Raw genomic sequence first — 24,219 nt, forward strand, 5'->3', positions numbered from 1 at the left:
CCCCCGAGAGGAGTCCTCATGACCAGAGACGTCCCCCGCACGCCGGAAGCGCCCGCCGTGCGCCTGCGCGTCGGCGACACGGTGGACGAGGAGACCGCGGCCTACGCCCGCGAGAAGGTCGACGCCGTGGTCGGCCGGGCGGGGCTGCCCGCCGTCACGGGCGAGGTCCGCGTCACGCACGCCGCCCAGCACGCCGACGGCCCGTGGACGGCGAGGGCCGAGCTGCGGGTCGGCACCCACGAGGTGGTCGCCCTCGCGCGGGCGGCCACCGGCAAGGAGGCCGTCGACCAGCTCCAGGACCGGCTGCGGCGCCGGACGGACAAGGCCGCCCACGCCTGGCTCCCGGCCCGCCGCGCGGCCGCGCCGCCCTGGCGCGGCGGCCGGTCCACCGAGTGGCGCGCCACGACGGGCGCCGCACGCCGGGACGGGCTGGCGGATGACACGCAGCGGGAGTGAGTGCCGGTCGAGAGCGAGCCCCTGTCGGGAGCGAGCCCCCGTACCGGGCGTGAGACCCCATCCCGCGCGTGAGACCCCGTACCGGGCGTGAGACCCCATCCCGGGCGCGAGACCCCGTCAGGCGTGAGTCCCAGAGGAACCGGCTCGTTCCAGCCGCGCGGATGACCGGCCGGAAGGGTCTTCCGGATGGCTCTGTTCAGGCATGATGGCCTGACCGAGTCGTCGACCAGGAGACCGCGATGGGCCCGAGCACACCCGACCCTCAGGGCCCGCGAGGCCCGGGGGCCGCGACCCCGCACCTGCGCCTGGACGTCCTCCTCGACGAACTCCAGGCCCATGTGCAGCGCATGCGCAGCACGCAGAACCGGGTGCACACGCTGCTGGAGGCCGTCCTCGCCATCGGCAGCGACCTCGACCTGGACGTGGTCCTGCGGCAGATCGTCGAATCCGCGGTCCAGCTCGTCGACTGCCGGTACGGGGCGCTGGGCGTGCTCGGCGACGAGGGCACCATCAAGCAGTTCATCACCGTCGGCATGGACGAGGAGACCATCGCCCGCATCGGTCACTATCCGCGCGGCGAGGGCATCCTGGGGCTGCTCATCAGGGAGCCCCGCTCGCTGCGGCTCGCGCGCCTCGGCGACCACGCGGACTCCGTCGGCTTCCCTCCCGGGCACCCTCCGATGACGACGTTCCTCGGTACTCCGGTGCAGGTCCGCGACCAGATCTTCGGCAACCTGTATCTGACGGAGAAGCACGGCGGGGAGCGGTTCGACGCGGAGGACGAGGCGGTGCTGCGCACCCTGGGGGCGGCGGCGGGCGTCGCGATCGACAACGCCCGGCTCTACGCGGACGCCCGCCGCCGGGAGCGCTGGCTCGCGGCGAGCAGCGACCTGACCCGCACCCTGCTGTCGGGGACGGATCCCGCCGAGGCGCTGCGCTCCTTCACGGCCACGGTCCGCGAGCTGGCGGACGCGGACCTGGTGGCACTGTCGGTGCCCGTGTCCGACACGGGCGACCTCGTCGTGGAGGTCGCCCACGGGGTGGGGGCCGACCAGGTGCGGGGGCTCGCCCTGCCCGAGGGCGCCAGTCTGGCCGCCAAGGTCTTCGACTCCGGCGAGACGGTCGTCAGCCAGTCCCTGGGCGACGATCCGCGCGCGGAGGCGGCCCGGTCGTCCGGGGTGGACCTGGGGCCCGCGTTCCTGATCCCGCTGGGCACGCCCGAGCGGGTCCGCGCCGTCCTGATGGTCGCCAACGGCAGGCGCGGTCCCGTGTTCCCCGACGCCACCGTCGAGATGATCACCGGGTTCGCCGGGCACGCCGCGCTCGCCCTGGAGATCGCCGAACACCGCCGCGACGCCGAGGAGCTGCTCGTCCTCAACGACCGCGACCGCATCGCACGGGACCTGCACGACCTTGCCATCCAGCGGCTGTTCGCCAGCGGCCTGAGCCTGCAGTCCGTCCTCCACCGGGTCACCGACCGGCCCGAGGTCGCCGACCGCGTCCGGCGCGTCGTCGACGACCTGGACGACACCATCAAGGTGGTCCGCTCCACCATCTACGCCCTGCACGAGCGCGACCGCTCCGACACCGCCGGTCTGCGCGCCCGGCTCGTGACCGAGGTGGGACAGGCCGCCGAGACCCTCGGCTTCACGCCCTCGCTGCGCATGAGCGGCCTGCTGGACACCGACGTCCCCGCACCGCACCGCGAGCACCTCCTCGCGGTCCTGCGCGAGGCCCTGTCCAACGCGGCACGGCACGCCCAGGCGTCCGCGGTGGAGGTCACGGCCGAGGCCACCGACACCGCGCTGCGACTGCGGGTCGCCGACAACGGCCAGGGCATCGACCCCGACACCGCGCGCCGCAGCGGCCTCGCCAACATCGACACCCGCGCCCACGACCTCGGCGGCGCGTTCGCCCTGACCGCCAACACCCCCAGCGGCACCGTCCTGGAGTGGACCGTTCCCCTCCCCGCCGACGACCTGTGACGGGACGGCCTGCGGCAGGGCGACCGTGCCGGGCACGACGCGCCTGACGGAACACGGCGCGCCCGGCACCACACATGCCTCCCCCACGCTTCGTCGCCGCCCCTCCCGCGGTCGCGAAACGGGCGGCCCCAGGGGCCTCATGGGCGACCAGTACGGACCTCGGAAACCATCCCGGCACGTCACCCGACGGGCCGTTGGCGCCACCGCCGGTCACATTCGGTCACTTTTCGTACGGGAATGGACGCATCCGTCCGCCCGCCTCTGTGTCGCAATGGACGAGCAGCCCTCACCGGGCGGGGCGCGGGCCGTCAACGGCCACAGAGCGCCCGTACGGCCCTCCGGACATTCGTGCCGGAGGAGAGAACGTGAGCAACGCACGTCTCAAACACCCGCACTTCACACGATGGGAGTCATCCGTGTTGTCACGCATGTCACGCACCTCGCGCATCGCCCTCGCGTGTACCACCGCCCTGCTGGCGGCCACCACCGGAACCGCCACCGCGCACGCCGCCCAGGCCGGGCCCCGGCCCGCCGACAACTGCGTGGTGAACGTCGAGACCGGCACGTCCCAGTGCTTCGCCACGTTCCGCCAGGCCATCGCCGCGACGACCAACGGCCGCGTCACCGACGCCCCGTTGTCCGCCAAGGACATCAACCCGACGCTGATCGAGCGATTAAGGGACTCCTCCCGCACCAGAGGCGCGCAGGACGTCCAGCTCGGCATCGTGTACCAGCACTCGAACTACGGCGGCACATCCGTCACCTACAGCGCCGGCAGCGGCTGCCAGAGCGGCAACGGCCGCGACTACCAGGCCGACATCACCGGCGGCATGAACAACGCCGTCAGTTCGCTCACCACGGTGTCCTGCTGGCTGGAGCTGTGGGACTCGCCCTCCACGGGCGGCTTCCACCAGGAGTACCAGCAGTCCACCTCGTACGTCGGGGACGCGATGAACGACCGGGCCTCCTCGGTCGCCTTCCTCTGACCCCTGCCTTCGGCGCCTGCCCCGCACTCCGCGAGGCAGGCGCTCCCTCCTTGCGCGGGGCGCGCGGCCGGGCAGGCGCCGCTCAGCCGGACGTCCTCAGGCGCCGCACCACGTCGGGACCGGTGTACACGGTCGCCCCCTCGGCCACCTGCTTCTCCAGATCGGCCACCGACTGCTCGAAGTAGTCGGCGCGCACGCCCGCGTCCCGGGACGCCCGCGCCATGTTGCGCACACCGGCCAGCACCACGTCGAGCCCCTGTGTGAGCGCCGGTTCCCCGCCCGAGTCCACGTCGGCGGCGAAGGCGGGCATCACCTGGGTCATGTTCGTCAGCCACGGCACGAGGAGTTCCGTGAAACCGGTCGCGGTGCCCTCCTCGTTCGATGTGGCCATGGCGACGGCGTGGAAGAAGCCGTCGAACATGACGTGCATCGCGCTGAGCAGGGCCAGGTCGTACAGGGCGGCGGTGCCCGCGTCGGCGCCGAGGTACTTGGCCGCGCCCAGGGCCTCCAGGGTCGCCTGGTGCGCGTCGAAGGGCGCCTTCTGCCCGCTGTAGAGGACGAACGCCTGCGGCGTCGCGACCGTCGACGGAATCGCCATGATCCCGCCGTCCAGATAGGCGGCGCCCCGCTGCACCGCCCAGGCCTCCGCCTCGCGCGCCTGCGTGGGCGTGCCGTTGGTGAGGTTGACCAGGGTCCGGCCGCGCAGGGCCCCGGCGGCGGGCTCGAGGAGCGCGGTCGTCACGTCGTAGTCCAGCAGGCAGACGAGCGTCAGCGGGCTGGCGAGGACCGCCTCCTCGACCGTCGCGGCGCGCACCGCGCCCCGGGCCACCAGGTCGTCCGCCTTGGCGGCACTGCGGTTCCACACGGTCGTGGAGTGCCCCGCGGTCAGCAGCGCGTCCGCCAGCGCCCGCCCCATCTCGCCGAGACCGATGACCGTGACTGCCGTGGTGCCCACCTGTACTCCCGTCGCCGCTCGCGCAGTGCGATGCCATGTGATGTGCCGTGTGATGTGCCGTGCGATCACTCTCGGCGCGACACCGGCGTCTCACAAGTACGCACAAAAAAGTGCGTAGTTACCTGCGGGTGCGTACGGGTGCGGCACCCGTGTGTCGCCGCCCCTACCACCGATCACTCCACGTAGCCTCTCGGACGCGAAGAGAAACCTTCGGAGGGCCGCGGTGCGGCCGAAGGATGTGATGTCGTGGTCAGAGCATGGCTGGCGCGGGTCCTGGCGGTCGCAGCCGCCGTCTTCCTGCTGCTCGGTGGCGCGCAGCCCGCCGGAGCGGTCGCCGTCGGCGCGGCGGGCGCACCGGCGGTCGTCGCCCCGCGGGACGGCGGCAGGACGGCGGTCATCGCGGTCTACCGCGACCAGGCGCGGAACGAGCAGTGGCGGCACGCCACCTTCCATCCGTCGCGGACGGCCGTGCCGCAGGTCGCGTCGGCGCTGCGCGAGGTCGGCGCCGAGGTCGTCGTCGGGGACTTCTCCACCCGGCGCGGCACCGCGTACTTCTGGTCGGGTCTCGGCGCGGGCGGCGAGGACGCCGCGGAGCGGATCGCCACCGAGCGGCGCGGCGTCACCCTGGGCATGCTCCTGAAGCGCCGGAACATCACGATGCCGACGTGGGACGGCTCGCAGAAGGTCGAGGTGGCCTGGTCGGCGGTGTCGGAGGAGTACGCCCGGCAGGCGAGCGGCGTCGTCCATGTGATCCTCGGCCCGTACGTGCGGCCCAACGCGATCTGGTACACGGAGTTCGAGAACCTCAAGCGCAACGCGAAGGTCACCAAGGTGGTCTCCGTGGACGCGCGGACGGGCGCGGAGGCTACGCTCTACAGCCGTGGACAGCGCTCACACCGGTGATGACCCGGTGACGGACGACCGGCGCAGCCAGGCGGTCGTCCTGTATCTGCTGGGCGCGGGGCGGTCCCATCCGCGGCTGAGCCCGGAGTCCGTGCGGGAGGCGTTCGAGCCGGGTGCGGCCGAGCGCCTCCTCGCGTACGCCGAGGCCGTGGTCGCCGAGATGAACGCGTTCGAGGCCGACTGGGCCACCCAGGACCTCCAGGCCGCGACCCGCGCCTACCAGGACGCCGTCCGCGCCCGGCACCCCGAACTCGACGAGTCCGCGATCGACGCGCTCGGCCGCGCCTACAGCTTCTGGTGGCGGTAGCGGGCCGTCGGTGGCGCGGGGGCGGCGGAGCCGGTGAGCGCGTCGAGCATGGTGGTGAACTTGGCCTGGGTCTCGGCGAGTTCGGCGGCGGGGTCGGAACCGGGGACGATGCCCGCGCCCGCGTACAGGCGCAGATGCGCGGCGGTGAGGAGGCCGCAGCGCAGGGCGATCACCCAGTGCCCGTCGCCGCTCTGGTCCTGCCAGCCGACGAGGCCGGTGTAGTAGCCGCGGGGTACGGGCTCCAGGTGGCGGATCAGGTCGCGGGCGGCGGCGGTGGGGGTGCCGCAGACGGCCGGTGTGGGGTGGAGCAGGGCGGCGAGCGCCAGGGCGTCCGGGGGCGGCGGGCGCAGCCGGGCGCGGATGGTCGTGCTCAGGTGCCACAGGCGGCTGGTGGCGTGCGGGCTCGGTGTGCGGGGGACGTCCAGGTCGGTGCAGAGCGGGGCGAGGCGTGCGCGCAGGGCGTCGACGACGATCTGGTGCTCGTGGCGGTCCTTGGCCGAGGCGAGCAGTGAGCGGGCGCGGTCCCGGTCGCGAGCGGGGTCGGGGTGGCGCGGCGCGGTCCCGGCCAGCGGGCGCAGCGTCAACTGGCGGCCGCGGCGGGCGAGCAGGGTCTCGGGGGTGGCGCCGAGCAGCACGTAGGGGGCGGCGGTGTCGTGGGGTGCGGGCAGGGTCGCCGCGAAGAGGTGGGCGCCGGGCTCCTGGGCGGCCAGGCGGGCCAGCAGCGCGGGGACGGTGGCGCGGGGCAGTGCGCTGACCGGGACGCGCAGGGTGCGGGCGAGGACGACCTTGGTGAGGGGCCCGGTCAGGGTCGCGTCGCGGGCGGCAGCGGCGTGGGCGAGGTAGACGTCCGGGGGTGGCTCGGCGTGGGCGGGCCCCGGGAACGGTCGGGTGCTGTCGGGGTGTACGGGTGCGGGGTGGGCGGTGCGGCCGGGTGCGCGGTGGGGTCGGGTGAGGCAGAGGTGTGCCGGGGTGTCCTCGTCGAAGGGGATGAGTCCGGCGGCGATCGTTCCGGGTGACTGCCGGGCCAGGTGGCGGGCGGCGGTGCGGGCGAGGCGGGCGAACTGTCCGGGGCCGGGCGCGGTGGGCAGGGGGGTGCCGCCGTGTGCGGTGAGGGTGAGGCGAGGGGTAGCGAGCAGCCAACTCGGTGCGGGGAGGGTGGTGTTGGCGGGGGACCAGGCGAAGGGGTCGGGCATGGTGGGTGTCTCCTGGCTCGTTGTCCGCGCCTGTCTCAATCGCGGCTGTCACGACTGGTCGGGGTACGTGGTGGCCGCGCGGGACCGGGGTGCGTGGCGGTCACTCCTGGCCGGGGGCGTGGCGGCCGCGCGGGGCCGGTGTCCATGGCGGTCGCGCGGGGGCCGCCAGTCCGTGGCTGTCATCCGTGGAGGGCGGCGCCCCCGTCGACGTACAGACTGTGGAGGGTGATGTGGCGGGCTTGGTCGGAGGCGAGGAACAGCACGGCGTCGGCGATGTCACGCGGTGCGGCGACGCGGCCGAGGGGGATGCCGGTGCGGAAGGCGGCCGGGTCCCCGTCGATGACCGGCGCGAAGTCCGCGCCGCCGGTGAGCCGTTGGAGCATGGGGGTGTCCGTCGAGCCGGGGCAGACCACGTTGCAGCGCACCCCGTGCCGGGCGACCTCCACGCCGAGGCCCAGCGTGAAGGCGCTGGCGGCGGCCTTGGAGGCCGCGTAGGCGGCCAGCCCCGCCCGGGGGACGCCCACCGCGTTGGAGGCCACCGTCACGATCGCGCCGCGGCCGTGGCGGGCCATGCACTCCGCCGCGGCGCGGGCCCACACGAAGACACCCGTGGCGTTGGTGTGCAGCAGCGCCTGCCAGTCCTGTACGGAGCAGCCGGTCGCGGGGCCGTGGCGCAGCACCCCGGCCGCCCCGACCCACAGCCCCACGGGGCCCAGGTCGCGCTCGGTCTCGTCGAGGAGGGCCCGCGCCGCCCGCTCGTCGGCGACGTCGGCGGTGCGCTCGCGGACCAGGTGGCGGAGTTCGGGCGCGCGGTGGTCGCGTGACGGGGTGAAGGGGGCGCGGTCCACGGCGGTCACGTGGACGCCCGCCCGGGCCAACGCGGTCACGACCGCCGATCCGATGCCGCCCGCCGCGCCGGTCACCACCGCGGTCAGGCCGTCGATGCCGTCCCACCGCACGAGTCCTCCACCGTCGCGGCGGTCCGCCGTCGGTCACGCCGGTCTCGCCGTCCCGACCAGGCAACCACGGGGGTCCCGGGCGGGCATGTCGTGCCGGTGCTCCTGGCGCGGCCCGCGCGGGGGCGGGTTCCGCGCCGTCACCGCCTGGCGTCCCCACCGTTCGGGCCCGTCCCGCTCGTGCCGCCGACCGGAGCGCCCATGATTCCCGTCGCGCGAACGTCACCCGAAGGGCCCACATCGCGCGCACGGCGGCACGAGCGGTCATAGCCTCGGCAGCGGTCCCCCTGCGCACGGATCCGGTGCCGCCCCGCCCCCACCGGCCGGGTGTGCGCTCGCCGCTTCGTGCCGCCGGGTGCGGCGGTCCGCCGCCGCCCAGGCCCGTCCCCCTCTCCGCTTCTCCGAGGCCGTCGTCGCGGCGTGTCTCGTACCGCTCTGGAGGATTCCCGTGACCCCTCTGATCCGACTGTCCGAGACCCTGGCCCTGCACTCCGTCGAGGATGCCCTCAGCGCCGCGGACCTCGACCAGCTCCGCAAGGTCGTCGACACCGAACCCGCACCGCCCGAGTTCTCCCCGGAGATGGGCGTGTACGCCCCGGCGCCCGCCCTCGCCGAGGAGATCCTGCACGCGGCGGTCGAGCGCGCGCTGCCCACCATCCGGCGGCTGTTCCCCTCCGCTCGGCAGGACAGCGCCTGGAAGTACGTCGAGCTGCGCGAAGGGCAGCGGGTGGCCACGCACGTCGACGGCATCCCCGACCCCGGTACGGCGCCGCGCCGCGTGGCCCGGCTCGCGGTGACCCTGCAACGGGCGGACGCGGGCGGCGAGTTCTACGTCGAGACCACGAGCAGCCCGGCGCTCTGGACGGGCGACACGGCGGGCGAAGCCGAGGGCTTCGCCCCGGGCACGCCGCTCACCCGCGTGCTGCCGCACATCCACGAACACTCCCGGGAGGCCAACTGGCTCACCGCCGCTCAGCGCACCCGCTGGACCACCGACGCCGCCCCCGGCGTCCTGCTGGTCTACGGCGCGCAGGTCCTCCACGGCGTCACGCCGGTACGCTCCGGGCGCCTGCGCAAATTCGTGGCCGATCTGACGGACACACCCGCGTAGAGGGGCCCCGGGGGGCTCGACGGTGGCTCCCTGGTGGGCGGAACGTCGCGCTGGCTGGCGGCGGGGTTTCGTCCAGCACCCGTGACACCGGGGCCGGGCCCGCCCGGAGGGGGGCGCCCGGCATGCTGAACGAGATGGCCGTACCGCGCACCACCGTTTCAAGTGGCGGCAGTTGGCCTGCCGGGCGCACACGCCCCGCGGCATGCTCAGCGACCGCGCCCCCCCCGCCTTCGACGCGTCGCCGTGCCTGCCGGACCTCGGGGCCAACCGCGCGTGAACCCACAGCCCTCCCGTCGACGCGCGTTCGCCGTACGCCCCGGCTGATCCGGCAACGCGTCCCCGAACTGCGTCACCTCACGACCTCACGTTCGCGCGGCACGGGACCTTGTAGGACCGGATCCAAGGGTGATGAGCGTGACACACGATTACGCTCTCGCCTGTGCGATCGACGACCGAGGCGACATGAAAAGTCCGAGGGTAACTGATCGTTTCCGAATGAGATCGTGATCTCGACTTCTCGGCGAGTGGGACTCGGTGACGCCATGGAACCGGTCGCTCTGCTTGCACGTTGCCTCGACAGGTCTATGAGGGGGAAGAACCTTGTCGAGCTTGAGCTTCCCGCCGGTGCGGGCGGTCGGACGCGGGGCAACCTGGTACCGCGGCGACAGCCATATCCACTCCGTGCGCTCGGACGGAGGAGAACTCGCTCCCGAAGAGCTGGTGCTCCGAGCCCGCGCCGCCGGGCTCGACTTCATCGCGACGACAGAGCACAAAGCCGCTGCGGCCCCCGGTGCATGGGGGCATCTGGCCGCTGATGACTTCCTGATTGTTCTCGGCCAGGAAGTGACCACGAAGACCGGGCACTGGCTCGCGCTCGGCCTCAGCCCCGGCCAGGCCGTCGCCTGGAACTATGGGGTCAGAGACGGACTGATCGATCAGTGTCTGGACCAGGTCCATCGAGTGGGGGGCCTCTGCGTGGTGGCGCATCCGCATGCGCCCTATCCATCGGGCGGCTTCATGTACTCCTTCCAGGGCTTCGACGTGGTGGAGGTGTGGAACGGGCCATGGACTTCGGACCTGCCCTGGCAGGCTGACAACGAGGCTGCCCTGGACGAATGGGGGCGGAGCCTCGCAGCCGACATTCAGACGGGTTCGTGGTGGCCAGCGATGGGCAACAGCGACACGCACTTGGAGGGGCAGATCGGCATCCCTCACACGGTGGTCTTCGCTGAGGAGTTGAGTACGGAGGCGATCCTGGCGGGGATCCGCTCGGGCCGGAGCTGGATCGCCGAGTCGGCAGCCGTGGAGGTGTCGTTCACGGCCCAGGTGGAGGGTCGCATCGCCACAGTGGGAGAGCGGCTCACAACTCATGGTGGGCAAGTCGAGGTCCGCGCCGCGATACAGGGCGTGCCAGCAGCGACCGTCAGCTTCCACACCGATCGAGGGAAGGCTCACCGCGCGGCCGTTCCGAGTGATGGAGCAGCTCTGGTGCAGTGGTACACGACAGCCGAGGACTCGGCGTTCGTCCGCCTCGAGGTCCGCCACCCCGACGGGACCGTCGCCGCACTCACCAATCCGATCCTCCTATTGTGACAGATCGCTTCATCGTGCGGTGCTCAGACGACGGAGGCAGCTGAGGCTGCAGGCCAGTTCGAGCGGCCCTGATGGAGGTCGGTGCGTCGTTCATAGCGGATCCGGAGGCGCTTGAACTGGTGCAGCCAGGCGAAGGCGCGCTCCACCACCCAACGCACCTTGCCCAGCCCGGAACCGTGGGCGACGCCGCGTCGGGCGATCAGCGGCTTGATGCCGCGCTTCCACAGCAGGCGGCGGTACGTGTCGAAGTCGTAGCCCCGGTCGGCGTAAAGGCGCCGCGGCTTGCGGCGAGGGCGTCCGCCCCCGATCGATGGGACCTCGTCCAGCAGCGGCAAGAGGCTGGGTGACGGTCGTGTCGGTTGCCGCCGGTGAGGGTGACGGCGAGCGGGGTGCCAAGGCGGTCGACGATCAAGTGGTGCTTGGAGCCGGGACGGGCGCGGTCGACGGGTGAGGGGCCGACGTGACCCCCTCTTCGAGCGCCTGGACGTGTGGCCTGACCACAGCACAGGCGTCCAGGTCCGACGTCCGCTTCGATGGCGCCGGTGCGCGACCACCACAGCCAGACCAGCATGGTGCGGCTGAACTCGGTTGCGGTGAGGCGTTGGTTGGCGCTGGTATTCCGGTATGAGCAGAATCGCTGAAGTCATCGTGCTGGCGCAGGGCGCGAACGAAGTCATGGAGCCGCTGACGCGCCCGGATGCCACACGTGCGTGGCAGGGCACCTTCTACGAGATGAGACCCGGTGGGAACTGGGGGTTCGGCTGGGGTGCGGAGTTTGTACGGATGCGCCCACGGTCCGGGCTGCTGAAGCATCTGGAGTCCTTGCCATGGCCCCGACCGGAGACCGTGCAGGTACTGATCCACGACGAGGAGGACGACTGCTTCGGACTGTGGATGATCCACGACGGCAGACTGGTGGAGATTCCGCTTCCGCGAACTCGGCGGGCCTACTGGAACGGGCCGCACAACGAGGAGTTTCCACCCGACCCCGGCATCTTGAGCAGGACAGACTGCGCTCCCATCGACTGGCCGGAGGAGATCGAGGGCGGCGACCAGTCCCGGCCTCCCGCCTGGTGAACACGGTGAGGTTCGAAGCCAGTTGACGACGGCTGCGGCGGTCACGTGGCCCCCTGCACTGACCGCCGACCCGGCGGCCCGGCGGCTGTGACACTCGCCGCCGCTCTGTCACATGTTCACGCGCCGGTGGAGGGGGGCGCGCTCCTGCGCAGCAGCCACTGTCCGAGCGTCCGACGCGGGGGCCGGACCACCACAGGGCCATGGACCTTCTGGCCGACCAGCTCCACCCGCAGTGTGACCGGCGCGTCCGAATGTGCGGGAACCCGGCGGTACTTGACCCTGCTGTGGACCAGCTGGAGGCCGTCGGTGTCGACCACGATGCCCGGCCTCGTGACCAGCGTCAGGGCCTTGCCCGCCATCTCCACCTGGATCCGCAGCGTGTCGTGCGTGATCACGGCGTCGGTGAAGTCGAGCGTCACATCGCAGAACGCCACGGCGAGTTCGAGCCTGCGCGGCACCACCCAGCGACCCACGCGCTCAACTGGGCCGCTGTGCACACGCTCGATCCGGACCGTGTCCTTGACCGCGAGCCCGGCGGCCGTGGGCGATACGGGCGGCAGGTCGGCGGTGAGCGCGGTCAGCTCGCTCAACGTCCGCGCCGACAGGGCCGCTTCCAGACGCTCGTCCAACTCGTCCGCGGTCAGCAGGCCGTCCCCCGCCGCGGTGCTCAGCACGTCCACCACCCGGTCCCGGTCCGCGTGGGAGGCGCGCAGCTCCGGTGACGAGCCGGATGTGGCGTGCTTCCTGGTGGTTGACATCTCTCCCGACATGCTTCCGTCCCGGTCCCGTCGAACGTCTCCGCGCCACACGGGCGGCGGCGCCAGCGGAAGACTAACGTTATATCGCGACATGCTTCCCGGCTAGGTCCCGGACACGCCACGGACGACCGTCGACGGCATCACGGCCGAGGCGCGCAGACTGACGCGACGCCCTGGCGTTCTCGGGATAGGTGGAGCAGAGGGCGCGGCTGGACCCCTATGTCACCGCCGCGGTGGCCGCCCCCTCGGCCGGGCGGCGGCGCGGGGCGACCAGTGGGCGGGTGCGCGCCCGAGGGCCGACGCACCCGCCTTCCTGGCATCTCTCCGGGCCGGGCACCGGACGCGTGGAGCTACCGGCCCCAGCCCTGCGATCCCTGGCGGGAGAGCGGGAGGGTTAGACGGGGGTCGTGGCGCTGGCCTCGACCGGGGCGCTGACCGAGCCGTCACTGCCCACGGCGCGGACCTGGAACGTGTAGCGCGTGCCGGGCTTGAGGCCCGTCGCCGAGTAGGTGGGGATGTCGACGCGGTCCCACGCCGTCACGGTCGGCTGGACCCGCCGGACCTCGTAGTGCACGCCGGGCTGGTTCACCGGGCTCCAGTAGACCTGGATGGACGTGGGGGTGGCGGGCGAGGCGCCCACGAAGAACGGAGGCTGCAGACGGGCGCTGCTGACGGCCGCGGACGACCCGGAGGTCTGCTCCGCGGCGATGGCCGGGGACACGGTGAGGAGAGCGGCGGTCGCCGACAGAGCCACGACAGACGAGGCGGCGACGCACCACTTGTTCATCTTCGGCATTCTCACATTATTCACAGAAGCATCACTGGAGAGGTGAATTCACGCCGCCCACCAACGATCAGTCACATGAACAACGGACACGTGGACATCAACTCACCTGTTCCCTCATAGGACTTCCTCACGGTACGAGGCGGTCGCTCCGGGGCGGCACAGCGCGCGAGACGGCACCGGGGCGGCGGGAGGAGTTCCCGATGATGTTCGGCCCCGGAGTGGACAGCGCCCTTCCGCCGAGGGGAAGTTGGCCCGATACCGACAACTCCACCGACGGGAAGCGGGAGAGGGGCGCCCCTACGCTCCCCGCTGCTCCCCCACCACCCGGCGGACAGCGAACACGCCCGCGCCGAGCGCCAGCACCGCCGCCCCGGACAGCACCGACGACAGCGGCAGCGCGAAGGCCAGGGCCAGGCAGCCGAGCAGCCCGACGACGGGGACGGCGCGCGGCGGGCGGCCCTCCGCGGAAGTGAGCGTCCAGGCAGAGGCGTTGGCGACGGCGTAGTAGGCGAGCACGCCGAAGGAGGAGAAGCCGATCGCCCCGCGCACGTCCACCGTCGCGACGAGCACCACGACGGCGGCGCCCACGGCCAGTTCGGCACGGTGCGGCACCTTGAACCTCGGGTGGACGGCGGCGAGCGCGGTCGGCAGGTGCCGGTCGCGGGCCATCGCCAGGGTGGTCCGGGACACCCCGAGGACCAGCGCGAGCAGTGAGCCGAGGGCGGCCGTCGCGGCCCCCGCCCGCACCACCGGCGCCAGCCAGTCCGCGCCCGCGGCCGTCGCCGCCTGCGACAGCGGCGCGGTGGCGTCCGCCAGGCGCTGGGGTCCCAGCGCCGCGAGGACGGTGACGGCGACGAGCGCGTAGACGACCAGGGTGATGCCGAGCGCGAGCGGGATGGCACGGGGGATGGTGCGCGCGGGGTCGCGGACCTCCTCGCCGAGGGTGGCGATCCGGGCGTACCCGGCGAAAGCGAAGAACAGCAGCCCGGCCGCCTGGAGCACCCCACCGGCGCTGGCGTCCGCGCCGATGTCCAGGCGCCCGGCGTCCGCCGCGTCGGAGGGCAGGACAGTGACCACCACGGCCGCGAGCACGGCCAGGACGAGCGCGACGATGGCACGCGTGAGCAGGGCGGACTTCTGGACGCCCAGGTAGTTGACCCCGGTCAGCAGCACGACCGCGGCGACCGCGACGGCGTGCGCCTGCCCGGGCCACACGTACGCGCCGACGGTGAGGGCCATCGCGGCGCAGGAGGCCGTCTTGCCGACCACGAACGCCCAGCCCGCCAGATGGCCCCAGAACTCGCCCAGGCGCTCGCGGCCGTAGACGTAGGTGCCGCCGGAGGCCGGGTAGCGGGCGGCGAGCCGCGCGGAGGAGGTGGCGTTGCAGTAGGCGACCACGGCGGCCAGCGCCAGGCCGAGCAGCAGCCCGGAGCCCGCCGCGGCGGCGGCCGGGGCGAGCGCGGCGAAGATCCCGGCGCCGATCATCGACCCCAGGCCGACCAGCACCGCGTCGGGCACTCCGAGGCGCCGCCGCAGCTCGTCCGGGACCCCGGCCGCCGTCGGTGACGTACCGCTCATCAGCTCACTCCTCGTGGGGAGGGCAGCAGTCCACTACGACCTCCGACGTTGTCCGACGTTCCCTTTCGACCTCTGACGCCGGGGGACGATACTCGACCGGCGGCCCCGCCCAGGTGCCCGCGCCGGTCGGCGCCGCCGCCCCCGTGGGTCATCCGCCGCGCAGCCACCACACCAGCGCCGCCACCGCGGTGGACCCGGCCGTCATGGCCGCGCCCCTGACCGCGCTGAACAGGGCGGCCCTCCGCAGTCGGCGGCCGGTACCGCGGGTGGGGTGTCGTCCGCGGCCACGCGGGTCGGGGGTGTGCATGGCGTCGCCTTCCTTCTGCCGCTCGGGCCGTTTCCGGCACAGGTTCGTTCCGTATCGGTCAGTGAACGTTCCGGCGGCGGCAACTCCCAGCCATCTCGGAGCGGTTCGGAATCCGACTGCGTACGCTGCCCTCAGCGCGCCCCTTCGGAATTCCGAACCGGAAGGCCGACCGGCGGGAAGAGCGGGGCCCGGGAAGAGCGGGGCCCGGGGAGAGCGGGAAGCAGCGGCGAGAGCCGGACATCCGGCCGGTGGAAGGAGGTGCCGTGGCTGCGGGGTCCGGACACCAGCGGGTGACCCGGTCGGCGGTGCTCGACGAACTGGACCGGCTGCGCCGCCGCGCCGAGGCACGCCTCGCCGAGCGCGAACTGCGGCTCGTACAGAGCAGGCTGGCCGAGGAGTCCGGGGTCTCGGTCAAGACGATCAGCGACTGGTTCAACCACCGGCACGTGCCGCGCAACCTGGACGGGCTGATGGCGGTCGTCCGGGTCCTCGCCCGCTGGGCGGAGGTGGCAGGGCCCGAGGCCCGCTGGTGGTCGTCGCTGATGGACGCCCAGCGGGACACCACGGCCCCGCAGCCGCCGCCGGACGGCCAGGCGGCGGCCCCGGCAGCGCCCGCCCCGGTGCCCGTGGTGCCCGCGCCGCGCGCCGACGCCGTGGGGCGGCCGATACGGGAGCTGTCCGATCCGTTCGCGCTGGAGGTGCACCGGGCCATCGACGTCGGCCCGTCGGCGGGCGGCGGTCCGCTGCCGCCGCTGCCCGCGTACGTCGAGCGGGAGCACGACGCCCGGCTGCGCGAGGCGGTGCGGCGGGCCACCGAGGGCATCAGCACGATGGTGGTCCTCGTCGGCGAGTCCTCGTCCGGCAAGACCCGGGCCTGCTGGGAGGCCGTGCAGGCGCTGCCGTCCGACTGGCGGCTGTGGCATCCGCTCGCCCCCTCGCGGGCGGAGGCGCTCCTCGACGGGCTCGGCTCGCTGGCGCCCCGCACGGTGGTGTGGCTCAACGAGACGCAGCACTACCTGCTCACGCCCACCGACACGGTCGGGGAGCGGGTCGCGGCCGGGCTGCGCGACCTGCTCGCCGAGCCGTCCAAGGGGCCCGTCCTGGTGCTCGGCACGATGTGGCCGGAGTACTGGGCGGCCCTCTCCGGCGCCTCCCCGGGCGGCGCCCCGGACGTGCATCCGCAGGCCAGCGCCCTGCTGTCCGGGACGATCGTGCCGGTCCCCGACACGTTCACGGGGCCGACGCTGCGGGCGCTGCGGGACCGGGCCGACGACGACCCCCGGCTCGCGCGGGCCGTGGCGCAGGCCGAGCAGGGGCAGATCACCCAGTATCTGGCCGGTGCGCCGTCCCTGCTCGACCGCTACCGGGTGGCGCCGCCCGCCGCGCGGGCGCTGATCGAGACGGCGATGGACGCGAGGCGCCTCGGCCACGGCCGGGCCCTGCCGCACGCCCTGCTGGAGACGGCCGCGCCGGGCTATCTCACGGACGGCCAGTGGGACACCCTCGGCGAGGACTGGCTGGAGCAGGCCCTCGCGTACACGGCGTCGCCGTGCCACGGCGCCCGTGGCCCGCTCACCCGCATCCGGCCCCGCCCCGGCGACCCGTATCCGGCGCAGCCGCACTACGTGCTCGCCGACTACCTGGAACAGGAGGGCCGCACCAGTCGGCGCGCGACCAGCCCGCCCGCCCCGCTGTGGACCGCGCTCGTCGAGCACGCGGCGAGCGGCAGCCACGTCGACATCGCCCGCTCGGCCCAGTTGCGCGGCTACAAGCGCCTGGCGGTACGGGCGTTCGCGACGGCCGCGGCCAACGGCGACACGTTCGCGCTGCTCCAGGCGGCGAAGGCGCTGCGGGAGGCGGGCCGCACGGACGAGGCGATCGGCTGGTACCAGCGGGCCGCGGAGGCGGGCGACGCGTTCGCGCTGCGGCAGACGACGGCGCTGCTGCGCGAGACGGGCCGTACGGACGCGGCGATCGGCTGGTACCAGCGCGCCGCGGAGACCGGCGACGCCGAGGCGCTCAAGCAGACCGTGGACCTGCTGCGCGAGGCGGGCCGCGACGACGAGGCGCTGACCTGGCTGCGCGACCGGGCCGAGGCCGGGGACGTCGACGCGGTGCGGCGGCTCGCCTACGAGCGGCAGACCGCGGGGGCCGCGCGCGAGGCGCTGACCTGGTACCGGCGTGCGGCCGGTGCCGGGGACATCGACGCGATGCGCCGCGCCGCGGAACTCCTGCGCCAGTCGGGGGCGTACGACGAGGCGCTGCTGTGGTTCAGGCGCGCGGCCGACACCGGCGACACCTACGCCGTGCAGCAGGCGGTGGGGCTGCTCCAAGGCGCCGGGCGCACCGGGGAGGCGCTGGACTGGCTGCGCGACCTGGCCGCGAGTGGCGACGCGTTCGCCTTCGACCTGCGGGTGCGGCTGCTGCGGGAGGCCGACCGGCTCGACGAGGCGCTGGACGCGCTGGGCGAGCGCGTCGCGGCGGGGCACGAGTCGGCCCTGCTGCGCGCGGTGAGCCTGCTGCGGGAGGCGGGCCGGGACGCCGAGGCGGTCGCCTGGCTGACGCGCTGGTGCGCGCGCCGGGACACCGCGGCGCGGCGCGTCCTGGTGGACCTGCTCGTGGAGCTACGGCACACCGGCCAGGCGCTCGACGCCCTGCGCGACTGGGCAAAGGCGGGCGACGCGAGCGCCCGGCGCCGGGCCGCCGACCTGCTCCTGGAGGGCGGCCGCGCGGACGAGGCCATCGACTGGCTGCGCGGCTGGGCCGAGGCGGGCGACGTGGACGCGCTGTGGCAGGCGGCGTCGCTCCTCGAAGAGGTGGGCCGCACCGACGAGGCCCTCGACTGCTACCGCAGGGCCGCCGACAGCGGGCAGACCTCCGCGCTGCTCCAGGCCGGTGACGTGCTGCGCCGCGCCGGGCAGTTCGAGGAGGCCCTGCACTGGTACCGGCGGGGCGTCGAGGCCGGGGCGCCCGACGCGGCGGAGCAGATGGTCGAGCTGCTGCGCCGCACCGGGCGCATCGAGGAGGCGGTGACGCTGCTCGGCACGTGGGCCGCCGAGGGCGACGCGGACGCCCCCGCGCAGGCGGCGTCCCTGCTCCAGGAGGAGGGCCGCACGGACGAGGCCCTGCAGTGGTTCGCGCGGGCCGCGGACGCCGGGGACGTGGACGCGCTGTGGCAGGCGGCGTTCCTGTCGCAGGAGGCGGGCCGCATCGACGAGGCGCTGACCTGGTACGCGCGGGCGGCGGACGCCGGGGAGACCAGCGCCCTCGGCCAGGCGGCCTCCCTCCTGGGCGAGGCGGGCCGCACCGACGAAGCACTCCAGTGGTACGAGCGGGCGGCGGACGCCGGGGACGCGGAGGCGCTGTGGCAGGCGGCGGTCGCACTGCACACGACGGGCCGGGTGGACCGGGCGATCGCCTGGTACCGGCGCGCCGCGGAGGCCGGTGACGTCGACGCGCTGTGGCGGGCGGCGTTCCTGCTGCGGGAGGCCGGGCGCGTGGACGAGGCCATCGCGTGGCTGCGCCAACGGGCCGACGACGGCGCCGACTTCGTGCTCTCCTTCGTCGGGGACCTGCTCCGGGAGGCGGGCCGGGCCGAGGAGGCACTCGCGGCGTACCGGAGGGTGGCGGAGACCGACGACACGTTCGCGCTGCGCTGGGCGGCGGAGCTGTCCCACGAGGCGGGCCGGGTCGACGAGGCCCTGGAGTGGTACGAGCGGGCCGCGGAGGCGGGCGACACGAGCGCGCTGCGGCAGGGCAGCGACGTCCTCGCGCAGGCGGGCCGCGTCGACGAGGCCCTCGCCTGGTACCACCGGGCCGCCGCGGCGGGCAACGTGTTCGCCCTGCACAGCGCCGTCGACCTGATGCGCCGCGCGGGCCGCGCCGAGTCCGCCGACCGCCTGGAGCGGTACGGCTGGGAGCCGGGCGGCGCCATCGCCTCGCCGTGGGAGGCCGACCCGCCCGGCTAGCCCGGCGCCCCTGCCCCGCCACTGTCACCCGCCAAGGCCCGTGCGCGGTCCCGTACTTGGGATCCAGCACCCGCGTTACTCGCCAGGCACGACACGAGGGCAGACGTCCGCCCGGAAAGCCGGGAGGGGTTCCCGGACGCGGCCGCGGAGACCTCTTCCACGGCTTCCACGGCGCTCTTCCTGTACCGGCTCCGCCAGTTGGCCTTTCGGCGGCGGTGCTGGCCACCGTCAGCAGAGGACGACGACCTCATCGACGCCAGCCGGGACCAGTCGGCGTCGGCGTCAGCATCAGCCTGACCGCGATCACCGGGCTCGGCGGTGCCCTCGGGCTGTCGTGGACGGCGGGCGGGCTGGTGCTGGTGCGGGTCGACTCGGGCGGATCGCGCCGTCGGGCGCACGGCTCCGCGTCGCCCGCACGCGGCAACTCCGCTGCGGCGTACGGAATTTCCTCCACCGACGAGCACTGTCACCCACGGAACCCGGCCCGAGAGATCCACACAAGCATTGCACTTGGCTATGCACGCACCGCGTGCATAATGAGGACATGAGTGTGCCGAGCGACCCGGCAGCAGTCGGGCCGACGTGCCACGCGTGCCCTGTCACCCGGGGCGGGTGACCCGCGTGGGGCCCGGCCCGTGCCATGCGAAAGGACACCTGCCGTGAGGAGCTACCTGGATGCCGAGGCGCTGGATGCCGCCTTGGAGGACGTCCACCGCGCCGGGATGCCGGGCCTGTTCGCCGAGGTGCGCTACGGGGACCAGGTCTGGCGCGGCGCCGCCGGGGTCGCCGACGTCGTCACCGGCCGCCCCGTCACCGCCGACATGCGGCACCGGGTCGGCAGCATCACCAAGACCTTCACCGCCGCCGCGGTCCTCCAGCAGGCCGAGAGCGGCCGTATCGGTCTCGACGCACCGATCAGCCGGTACCTTCCGAAGCTGGTCCCCGGGGACCGCGGGGACGCGATCACCGTCCGGATGCTGATCAACCACACCAGCGGCCTCGCCGAGTACCTGCCGTACGCCTACCCCTCCCTCAGGGCGTTCCCCGACCTCGCCAGGACCGGACCCCAGAGCCTGGACGACCTCCGGTTCACACGGTTCGACCCCACCGAGCTGATCGAGATGGGCGTCACCGCGCCTGCCGTCGGCACCCCGGGGGCACGCCGGGGGTGTACTCCAACACCAACTACCTGCTCCTCGTCCAGCTCCTGAACGAGGTGACCGGCACCACGGCCGAGCGGTACATCACCCGGAACGTCATCGAGCGCGCCGGGCTCCGGGACACCGCCCTGCCCGCCGGAACGCACGTCGACGGGCCGCACTCGAAGCTGTACGAGGCCTGGTTCGGCATGATCGACCCGCCGCGCGACTACAGCGTCCACGACATGTCGTGGGTGGGACCGTCAGCCTCCCTGATCTCGACCGTCGCCGACGTCAACCGCTTCTACGGCAAGCTGCTGGCCGGGGAGATCGTCAGCCCGTCGTCGCTGGCGCAGATGCGGCACACGGTCCCGGTCGTCTCCCAGGAGGGGAAGACGATCGACTACGGCCTCGGTCTGTACCCGATGCGGGCCCCCGGACAGGACACCTTCTGGGGCCACGGCGGCACGGTCTGGGGCGGTGGGGCGCTGGCCATGACCCGCGCCGACGGCAAGCGGCAGCTGTCCGTCGCGCTGAACCTCCAGAGGTGGAACAGGCTCGACGCCTCCGGCACCCCTCAGCCCCACCCCATCGACGACGCCCTGGCCGCCCTCTACCGGGTGGCGATGTACGGCTGACCGGCCGCCCCGCTCACGAGCCTTCGCCCCCCCACCGCGGACCTCGCCCCGCCACGCGCCGAAGGCATCCCCTCCCACGCCCACAACCCGCCAGACGGACTTCGCAGAACGGATGACTCGGCATGACCACCGCACCGATCGACCTCTTCTCCTCCTTCATCCACCTGGACTCCAGCGGTGAAGTGCGCGCCGGGCAAACGGTGTTCGACTCCGAGCGGGACGGCTGGCAGTTGATGACCTTCCACGTGGAGACCGACGCCGACATCCACGGCGACCACTGGGAGATCCACACCCAGGCCGACGAACTCGTGTCCTGCCTCACCGGCGGGATACGCCTCTTCTTCCTCCCGGAGCAGCCGGGAGAGCGGGAGGAGGAGATCAGGCTGACGCCCGGAACGGCGGCCGTCGTCCCGCGTGGGCGATGGCACCGCATGGCCCTGGAAGGACCCAGCGACATCATGTCCGTCACCCTGCCGCGCGGCAGCCGCCTCCAGAAGCGCGCCGCGGCCTAGCCGCGCCCCATGGACCGGGCCATCACGGCGTCGAAGGCCCGGTCGGGGAGGAGGCGCCGCAGGGCGAGCAGGGGGCGCGCCCCGAGGCCGGTGGCGTAGCGGGTCCTGGGGCGGCGTGCCGTGACGGCCCTGCCGATGGCGTCGGCGACGACACTGGGCGGGGACATGCGCCTGGCCGTGTCCTCGGAGCGCAGGAAGGCGGCGACGGAACCGGCCCGACGGGCGTAGGCGCCCCCGGCGGAGGACTCCTCCAGGTGGTCGGCGGCGATGCCGTTCCACTCGGTGGCGATGCCTCCGGGTTCGATGACGACGACGTCGATGCCGAAGGGCTTCAGCTCCATGCGCAGGCAGTCGCTGATGCCTTCGATGGCGAACTTGGTGCCGTGGTACCAGCCGCCGAGAGGGGTGCAGACCTTCCCGCCGATCGAGGTGACGTTGATGACCCTCCCGCTGCGCCGGGCCCGCATGTGCGGCAGGACCATCTGGGTCAGGCGGACCGGGCCGAAGACGTTGACGTCGAACTGGCGGCGGGCCTCGTCCGGGGAGACGTCCTCCAGGGCGCCGTACGCCCCGTATCCGGCGTTGTTGACCAGGACGTCGACGCGGCCGGTCTCGGCGATGACGCGGTCGACGCCGTCACGCAGGGAGTCGTCGTCGGTGACGTCCAGCACCAGCGGGCGGACGCCGTGCCGGGCCAGCTGGTGCAGGCGCTCGGCGCGGCGGGCCGCCCCGTACACGGTGTAGCCGAGGCCCGTCAGCTTGCGGGCGGTGGCCTCGCCTATGCCGGAGGAGGCGCCGGTCACGAGGGCGGTCCTGGCGGGGGCGGTCTTGGCCGAGGCGGACTCGGCGGGGGTGGTCGGGGTCATGGGGTTCCTCATCGTCGGACGAGTCACGGGGCTCGTCGGCTGCTACCCGCGTCCGCGCCGTCAGGAACGCTCCGACGCGCTAGCCGCGCCCGTCGCCCGTCCATGGCGGAACCCGGCGCCCCAGCACAAGCTTTGATCAACATCTCAAGCACCGCATACCGTCGGCACGGTGGAAACGACGCACCGGCCCGCCACCCGGATCATCTGCCTGGACTCCGGCCACCGCCTGCTGCTTCTGCGCTGGCGGGACCCTTCGACGGGGCCTGGCTCCGGGAGCCGCCCGGCGGCGGCGTCGAGCCCGGTGAGACGCCGCTGGCGGCGGCACGACGCGAACTCGCCGAGGAGACCGGGCTCGACCCGGCCGCCGTCGTCGACCGGTCCGTGCTCGTCGACCGCGACGTGCGGTGGAACGGCAAGCGACACACCGGGACGGAACACTTCTTCGTCGCCCGGTTCGCCGACGAGCGACCGCCCCTGACGCGGACCGGCCTGCTGCCCGACGAGCGGACCAACCTCGACACGCACACCTGGTTCACCTGGTCGGGTCTCGCCTCGCTGCGGGACCCGGTCGAGCCGCCGCAGTTGCTCACCACGCTCGACGCCCTGGTACCGGACGGCCCCTGGAGCGCACGCGACCGCACCTGAGGCACAGCCGCGTCCCCAGGCGCCCGGGGCCCGCTCAGCGCTGCGGCAGTGCGTCCAGGGTGGGGCGGATCGCCCGCTCGGCCTCGTGCGGGTAGGGGAAGCCGTGGGCCTCGGCCACCTCCTTCGCGAGGCGGGCGAACAGGTCGGCCGTCGCGCGCGCCGCGCGCAGCGCGTCCTCCTCGGTGAAGCCGCCGAACGTGTCCGGCAGGCTGTCCCACACGCCCGGCGCCGCCCAGCCGCGCATGCGCGTGCCGCCGTACCAGACGTCGAGGTCCGCGCCCCGGACCGTCAGGGCGTGCCACTCGATCAGGCACTCCAGGAGTTCCTTCGTGGTCCAGTCGCGGGACTTGGCCACCCACAGCTCGCCCCGGGCCAGGCAGCGCGGCAGGTGCGCCACCTCGAACCAGAACTCCGCGCAGAGTTCGGCGAACGCCTCGGCGTCGGGCGGCTCCGCCGCGACCGTGCCCGTGGCGGCGGGCAGCGACGCGGCGGCGCCGTCCCGGTCCCACAGCACCTCGTAGCCGCGCTCGTGCAGGTCGTCCAGGCCCTCCGCGGCCAGCTTCGCCAGGCGGTCCACCGGCACCACCTGGAAGTCGACCTTGACGCCGCCTTCGAAGAGCACGAGCCGGGCCGGGTTCTCCCAGGGGCCTTCGAGGCCGACCTGGACCACCACCGGGCCCAGCTCCCGCACCCAGTCCCCGGCCCCGTCCTCGTACCGGTCCACGTCGGTGGTGTACAGCTCGATGTCGTGGTCGGAGAGGGCGTCCGCGGTGCCGTCGCGCCGCGCCCGGGAACCCGTGCGCAGGACGGCGCACAGATCCGGCTGCCGCCGCGCCCAGGCGAGGATCCGCTCGACCGTCCCGTCGTCGGTGTCAGCGATCATGCCTCGTACGGTACCGGGGCCTGCCGGGCGGCTCGGCCGCGGGCCTCTGCGCGCTGCCGTAGGCGGCGGCCATGGCCGAGGCGCCCGTGGTGACGAAGGCGCGGATGCCCGCCAGGTAGGCGTCCCGGTCGACGAGCCCGTCGCGGTCGGTGTCGAGCGCGGCGAAGGCCGCGCCGACGTCCGCGCCCGCGTTGCCCGCCGCCACCCGCAGACGGCTGAACTCGTCCTCGCTCAGGCGCCCGTCGGCGTCGAAGTCGGCGATGTCGAACAGGGAGCCGAGGGCGGGGCGGCAGGACCGTTCGAACGCGTCATGGCCCGCCCAGATCCGGTACTCCTCGAAGCTGACCCGGCCGTCGCGGTCGGCGTCCATGTCCTCGTAGACGGCCTCGTGGGCGGCCCGGGCGGTGGCGACGACGGGGTGGTGGGCGTCCCGGCCCAGGGCCGCGGCCACCCGGTCCACCCGGGCGAGGTACTCCGCCCGGGAGATCACGCCGTCGCCGTCGACGTCGAGCATGGCGAAGATACGGCGCTTGGCCGCGTCGGTCGGGGAGGCGCTCGCGGTCTCGGACGCCGACAGGGCGCTTGCTTCTGGCACTCGTGTCACCTCGGTTCGCTG

General features: G+C 73.7%; 21 protein-coding genes and 2 pseudogenes. 12 read left to right on the top strand and 11 right to left on the bottom strand.

What is annotated here, in order from left to right; all coding sequences use genetic code 11:
* The first annotated feature begins 18 nt into the window (after nucleotides 1-18).
* The 3 genes from ACOBQU_RS01630 to ACOBQU_RS01640 all read left to right on the top strand — a co-directional run bounded on the left by ACOBQU_RS01630 (nucleotide 19) and on the right by ACOBQU_RS01640 (nucleotide 3,427).
* Nucleotides 19-456 (top strand): hypothetical protein, encoded by a 438-nt coding sequence (locus tag ACOBQU_RS01630; protein WP_423623908.1) that lies wholly within the window; start codon nucleotides 19-21, stop codon nucleotides 454-456.
* 239 nt (nucleotides 457-695) lie between these two features.
* Nucleotides 696-2,441, top strand: a complete 1,746-nt coding sequence (locus tag ACOBQU_RS01635) for a GAF domain-containing protein (RefSeq protein ID WP_423623909.1) — start codon at nucleotides 696-698, stop codon at nucleotides 2,439-2,441.
* A gap of 428 nt (nucleotides 2,442-2,869) precedes the next feature.
* The gene (locus ACOBQU_RS01640; RefSeq protein ID WP_423623911.1) at nucleotides 2,870-3,427 is read left to right on the top strand and encodes a hypothetical protein; all 558 of its coding nucleotides are present in this window, start codon (nucleotides 2,870-2,872) and stop codon (nucleotides 3,425-3,427) included.
* Nucleotides 3,428-3,509: 82 nt separating this feature from the next.
* On the opposite strand, the gene ACOBQU_RS01645 is transcribed toward ACOBQU_RS01640, so the two are convergent.
* Nucleotides 3,510-4,382: an NAD(P)-dependent oxidoreductase gene (locus ACOBQU_RS01645; RefSeq protein WP_423623912.1), complete on the bottom strand. Its 873-nt coding sequence runs from the start codon at nucleotides 4,380-4,382 to the stop codon at nucleotides 3,510-3,512.
* 246 nt (nucleotides 4,383-4,628) lie between these two features.
* Here ACOBQU_RS01645 and ACOBQU_RS01650 point away from each other — a divergent pair, with 246 nt between their 5' ends.
* Entirely contained in the window at nucleotides 4,629-5,285 is a 657-nt protein-coding gene (locus tag ACOBQU_RS01650; protein ID WP_423623914.1) for a hypothetical protein, read from the top strand.
* On the top strand, nucleotides 5,263-5,592 hold the full coding sequence (locus tag ACOBQU_RS01655; protein WP_423623915.1) for a hypothetical protein: 330 nt from the start codon (nucleotides 5,263-5,265) through the stop codon (nucleotides 5,590-5,592). The genes ACOBQU_RS01650 and ACOBQU_RS01655 overlap by 23 nt, the downstream gene beginning before the upstream one ends.
* On the opposite strand, the gene ACOBQU_RS01660 is transcribed toward ACOBQU_RS01655, so the two are convergent.
* The gene (locus ACOBQU_RS01660) at nucleotides 5,571-6,785 is read right to left on the bottom strand and encodes an isochorismate synthase (RefSeq protein WP_423623917.1); all 1,215 of its coding nucleotides are present in this window, start codon (nucleotides 6,783-6,785) and stop codon (nucleotides 5,571-5,573) included. The genes ACOBQU_RS01655 and ACOBQU_RS01660 overlap by 22 nt on opposite strands.
* A 179-nt stretch (nucleotides 6,786-6,964) precedes the next feature.
* Nucleotides 6,965-7,744 carry an SDR family oxidoreductase gene (locus ACOBQU_RS01665; RefSeq protein WP_423623919.1) on the bottom strand — a complete coding sequence of 260 codons (780 nt, stop codon included), beginning with the start codon at nucleotides 7,742-7,744 and terminating at the stop codon, nucleotides 6,965-6,967.
* A gap of 445 nt (nucleotides 7,745-8,189) precedes the next feature.
* Here ACOBQU_RS01665 and ACOBQU_RS01670 point away from each other — a divergent pair, with 445 nt between their 5' ends.
* A complete protein-coding gene (locus ACOBQU_RS01670; protein ID WP_423623921.1) occupies nucleotides 8,190-8,852 on the top strand; it encodes a hypothetical protein in 663 nt (220 codons plus the stop codon).
* A 609-nt stretch (nucleotides 8,853-9,461) separates the two neighbouring features.
* Nucleotides 9,462-10,445 carry a CehA/McbA family metallohydrolase gene (locus ACOBQU_RS01675; RefSeq protein WP_423623923.1) on the top strand — a complete coding sequence of 328 codons (984 nt, stop codon included), beginning with the start codon at nucleotides 9,462-9,464 and terminating at the stop codon, nucleotides 10,443-10,445.
* 9 nt (nucleotides 10,446-10,454) lie between these two features.
* Here ACOBQU_RS01675 and ACOBQU_RS01680 read toward each other — a convergent pair.
* Nucleotides 10,455-10,914, bottom strand: a pseudogene (locus ACOBQU_RS01680) (IS5 family transposase); the annotation flags it as partial.
* Between the two features lie 155 nt (nucleotides 10,915-11,069).
* Between ACOBQU_RS01680 and ACOBQU_RS01685 the strand changes: the two are divergent.
* Nucleotides 11,070-11,522, top strand: coding sequence for a hypothetical protein (locus ACOBQU_RS01685; RefSeq protein ID WP_423623925.1), 453 nt, complete (start codon nucleotides 11,070-11,072; stop codon nucleotides 11,520-11,522).
* Between the two features lie 116 nt (nucleotides 11,523-11,638).
* Here ACOBQU_RS01685 and ACOBQU_RS01690 read toward each other — a convergent pair whose 3' ends face one another.
* From ACOBQU_RS01690 to ACOBQU_RS01705, 4 genes are all read right to left on the bottom strand, one after another.
* On the bottom strand, nucleotides 11,639-12,280 hold the full coding sequence (locus tag ACOBQU_RS01690; RefSeq protein WP_423623926.1) for a DUF1707 SHOCT-like domain-containing protein: 642 nt from the start codon (nucleotides 12,278-12,280) through the stop codon (nucleotides 11,639-11,641).
* A 394-nt stretch (nucleotides 12,281-12,674) separates the two neighbouring features.
* A complete protein-coding gene (locus ACOBQU_RS01695) occupies nucleotides 12,675-13,076 on the bottom strand; it encodes a fibronectin type III domain-containing protein (protein WP_423623928.1) in 402 nt (133 codons plus the stop codon).
* A gap of 288 nt (nucleotides 13,077-13,364) precedes the next feature.
* Nucleotides 13,365-14,645, bottom strand: a complete 1,281-nt coding sequence (locus ACOBQU_RS01700; protein WP_423623930.1) for an APC family permease — start codon at nucleotides 14,643-14,645, stop codon at nucleotides 13,365-13,367.
* Nucleotides 14,646-14,793: 148 nt separating this feature from the next.
* Nucleotides 14,794-14,952, bottom strand: coding sequence for a hypothetical protein (locus ACOBQU_RS01705; protein ID WP_423623932.1), 159 nt, complete (start codon nucleotides 14,950-14,952; stop codon nucleotides 14,794-14,796).
* A 263-nt stretch (nucleotides 14,953-15,215) separates the two neighbouring features.
* Between ACOBQU_RS01705 and ACOBQU_RS01710 the strand changes: the two genes are divergently transcribed.
* From ACOBQU_RS01710 to ACOBQU_RS01720, 3 genes and pseudogenes are all read left to right on the top strand, one after another.
* Nucleotides 15,216-18,920, top strand: a complete 3,705-nt coding sequence (locus tag ACOBQU_RS01710; RefSeq protein ID WP_423623933.1) for a tetratricopeptide repeat protein — start codon at nucleotides 15,216-15,218, stop codon at nucleotides 18,918-18,920.
* A gap of 722 nt (nucleotides 18,921-19,642) precedes the next feature.
* A pseudogene (locus ACOBQU_RS01715) lies at nucleotides 19,643-20,697 on the top strand (serine hydrolase domain-containing protein).
* A 122-nt stretch (nucleotides 20,698-20,819) separates the two neighbouring features.
* Nucleotides 20,820-21,209 (top strand): cupin, encoded by a 390-nt coding sequence (locus tag ACOBQU_RS01720; protein ID WP_423623935.1) that lies wholly within the window; start codon nucleotides 20,820-20,822, stop codon nucleotides 21,207-21,209.
* Here the strand turns inward: ACOBQU_RS01720 and ACOBQU_RS01725 are convergent.
* On the bottom strand, nucleotides 21,206-22,075 hold the full coding sequence (locus ACOBQU_RS01725) for an oxidoreductase (RefSeq protein ID WP_423623936.1): 870 nt from the start codon (nucleotides 22,073-22,075) through the stop codon (nucleotides 21,206-21,208). The genes ACOBQU_RS01720 and ACOBQU_RS01725 overlap by 4 nt on opposite strands.
* 132 nt (nucleotides 22,076-22,207) lie before the next feature.
* Here ACOBQU_RS01725 and ACOBQU_RS01730 point away from each other — a divergent pair, with 132 nt between their 5' ends.
* Nucleotides 22,208-22,720: an NUDIX domain-containing protein gene (locus ACOBQU_RS01730; RefSeq protein WP_423623938.1), complete on the top strand. Its 513-nt coding sequence runs from the start codon at nucleotides 22,208-22,210 to the stop codon at nucleotides 22,718-22,720.
* Between the two features lie 34 nt (nucleotides 22,721-22,754).
* Here ACOBQU_RS01730 and ACOBQU_RS01735 read toward each other — a convergent pair whose 3' ends face one another.
* Both ACOBQU_RS01735 and ACOBQU_RS01740 read right to left on the bottom strand, forming a co-directional pair.
* Nucleotides 22,755-23,603: an aminoglycoside 6-adenylyltransferase gene (locus ACOBQU_RS01735; protein WP_423623940.1), complete on the bottom strand. Its 849-nt coding sequence runs from the start codon at nucleotides 23,601-23,603 to the stop codon at nucleotides 22,755-22,757.
* Nucleotides 23,593-24,198: an EF-hand domain-containing protein gene (locus ACOBQU_RS01740; protein WP_423623942.1), complete on the bottom strand. Its 606-nt coding sequence runs from the start codon at nucleotides 24,196-24,198 to the stop codon at nucleotides 23,593-23,595. Before ACOBQU_RS01740 ends, ACOBQU_RS01735 begins: the two co-directional genes overlap by 11 nt.
* Nucleotides 24,199-24,219 lie beyond the last annotated feature (21 nt).

The organism is Streptomyces sp. G45, from assembly GCF_049542095.1.
In the GTDB taxonomy this organism is placed as follows: Bacteria; Actinomycetota; Actinomycetes; order Streptomycetales; family Streptomycetaceae; genus Streptomyces.

Coding starts and splice junctions, on each gene's coding strand:
- ACOBQU_RS01630 (WP_423623908.1), top strand. CDS start 19: ATGACCAGAGACGTCCCCCGCACGCCGGAAGCGCCCGCCGTGCGCCTG.
- ACOBQU_RS01635 (WP_423623909.1), top strand. CDS start 696: ATGGGCCCGAGCACACCCGACCCTCAGGGCCCGCGAGGCCCGGGGGCC.
- ACOBQU_RS01640 (WP_423623911.1), top strand. CDS start 2,870: ATGTCACGCACCTCGCGCATCGCCCTCGCGTGTACCACCGCCCTGCTG.
- ACOBQU_RS01660 (WP_423623917.1), bottom strand. CDS start 6,785: ATGCCCGACCCCTTCGCCTGGTCCCCCGCCAACACCACCCTCCCCGCA.
- ACOBQU_RS01685 (WP_423623925.1), top strand. CDS start 11,070: ATGAGCAGAATCGCTGAAGTCATCGTGCTGGCGCAGGGCGCGAACGAA.
- ACOBQU_RS01690 (WP_423623926.1), bottom strand. CDS start 12,280: ATGTCAACCACCAGGAAGCACGCCACATCCGGCTCGTCACCGGAGCTG.
- ACOBQU_RS01695 (WP_423623928.1), bottom strand. CDS start 13,076: ATGCCGAAGATGAACAAGTGGTGCGTCGCCGCCTCGTCTGTCGTGGCT.
- ACOBQU_RS01700 (WP_423623930.1), bottom strand. CDS start 14,645: ATGAGCGGTACGTCACCGACGGCGGCCGGGGTCCCGGACGAGCTGCGG.
- ACOBQU_RS01705 (WP_423623932.1), bottom strand. CDS start 14,952: ATGCACACCCCCGACCCGCGTGGCCGCGGACGACACCCCACCCGCGGT.
- ACOBQU_RS01720 (WP_423623935.1), top strand. CDS start 20,820: ATGACCACCGCACCGATCGACCTCTTCTCCTCCTTCATCCACCTGGAC.
- ACOBQU_RS01725 (WP_423623936.1), bottom strand. CDS start 22,075: ATGACCCCGACCACCCCCGCCGAGTCCGCCTCGGCCAAGACCGCCCCC.
- ACOBQU_RS01735 (WP_423623940.1), bottom strand. CDS start 23,603: ATGATCGCTGACACCGACGACGGGACGGTCGAGCGGATCCTCGCCTGG.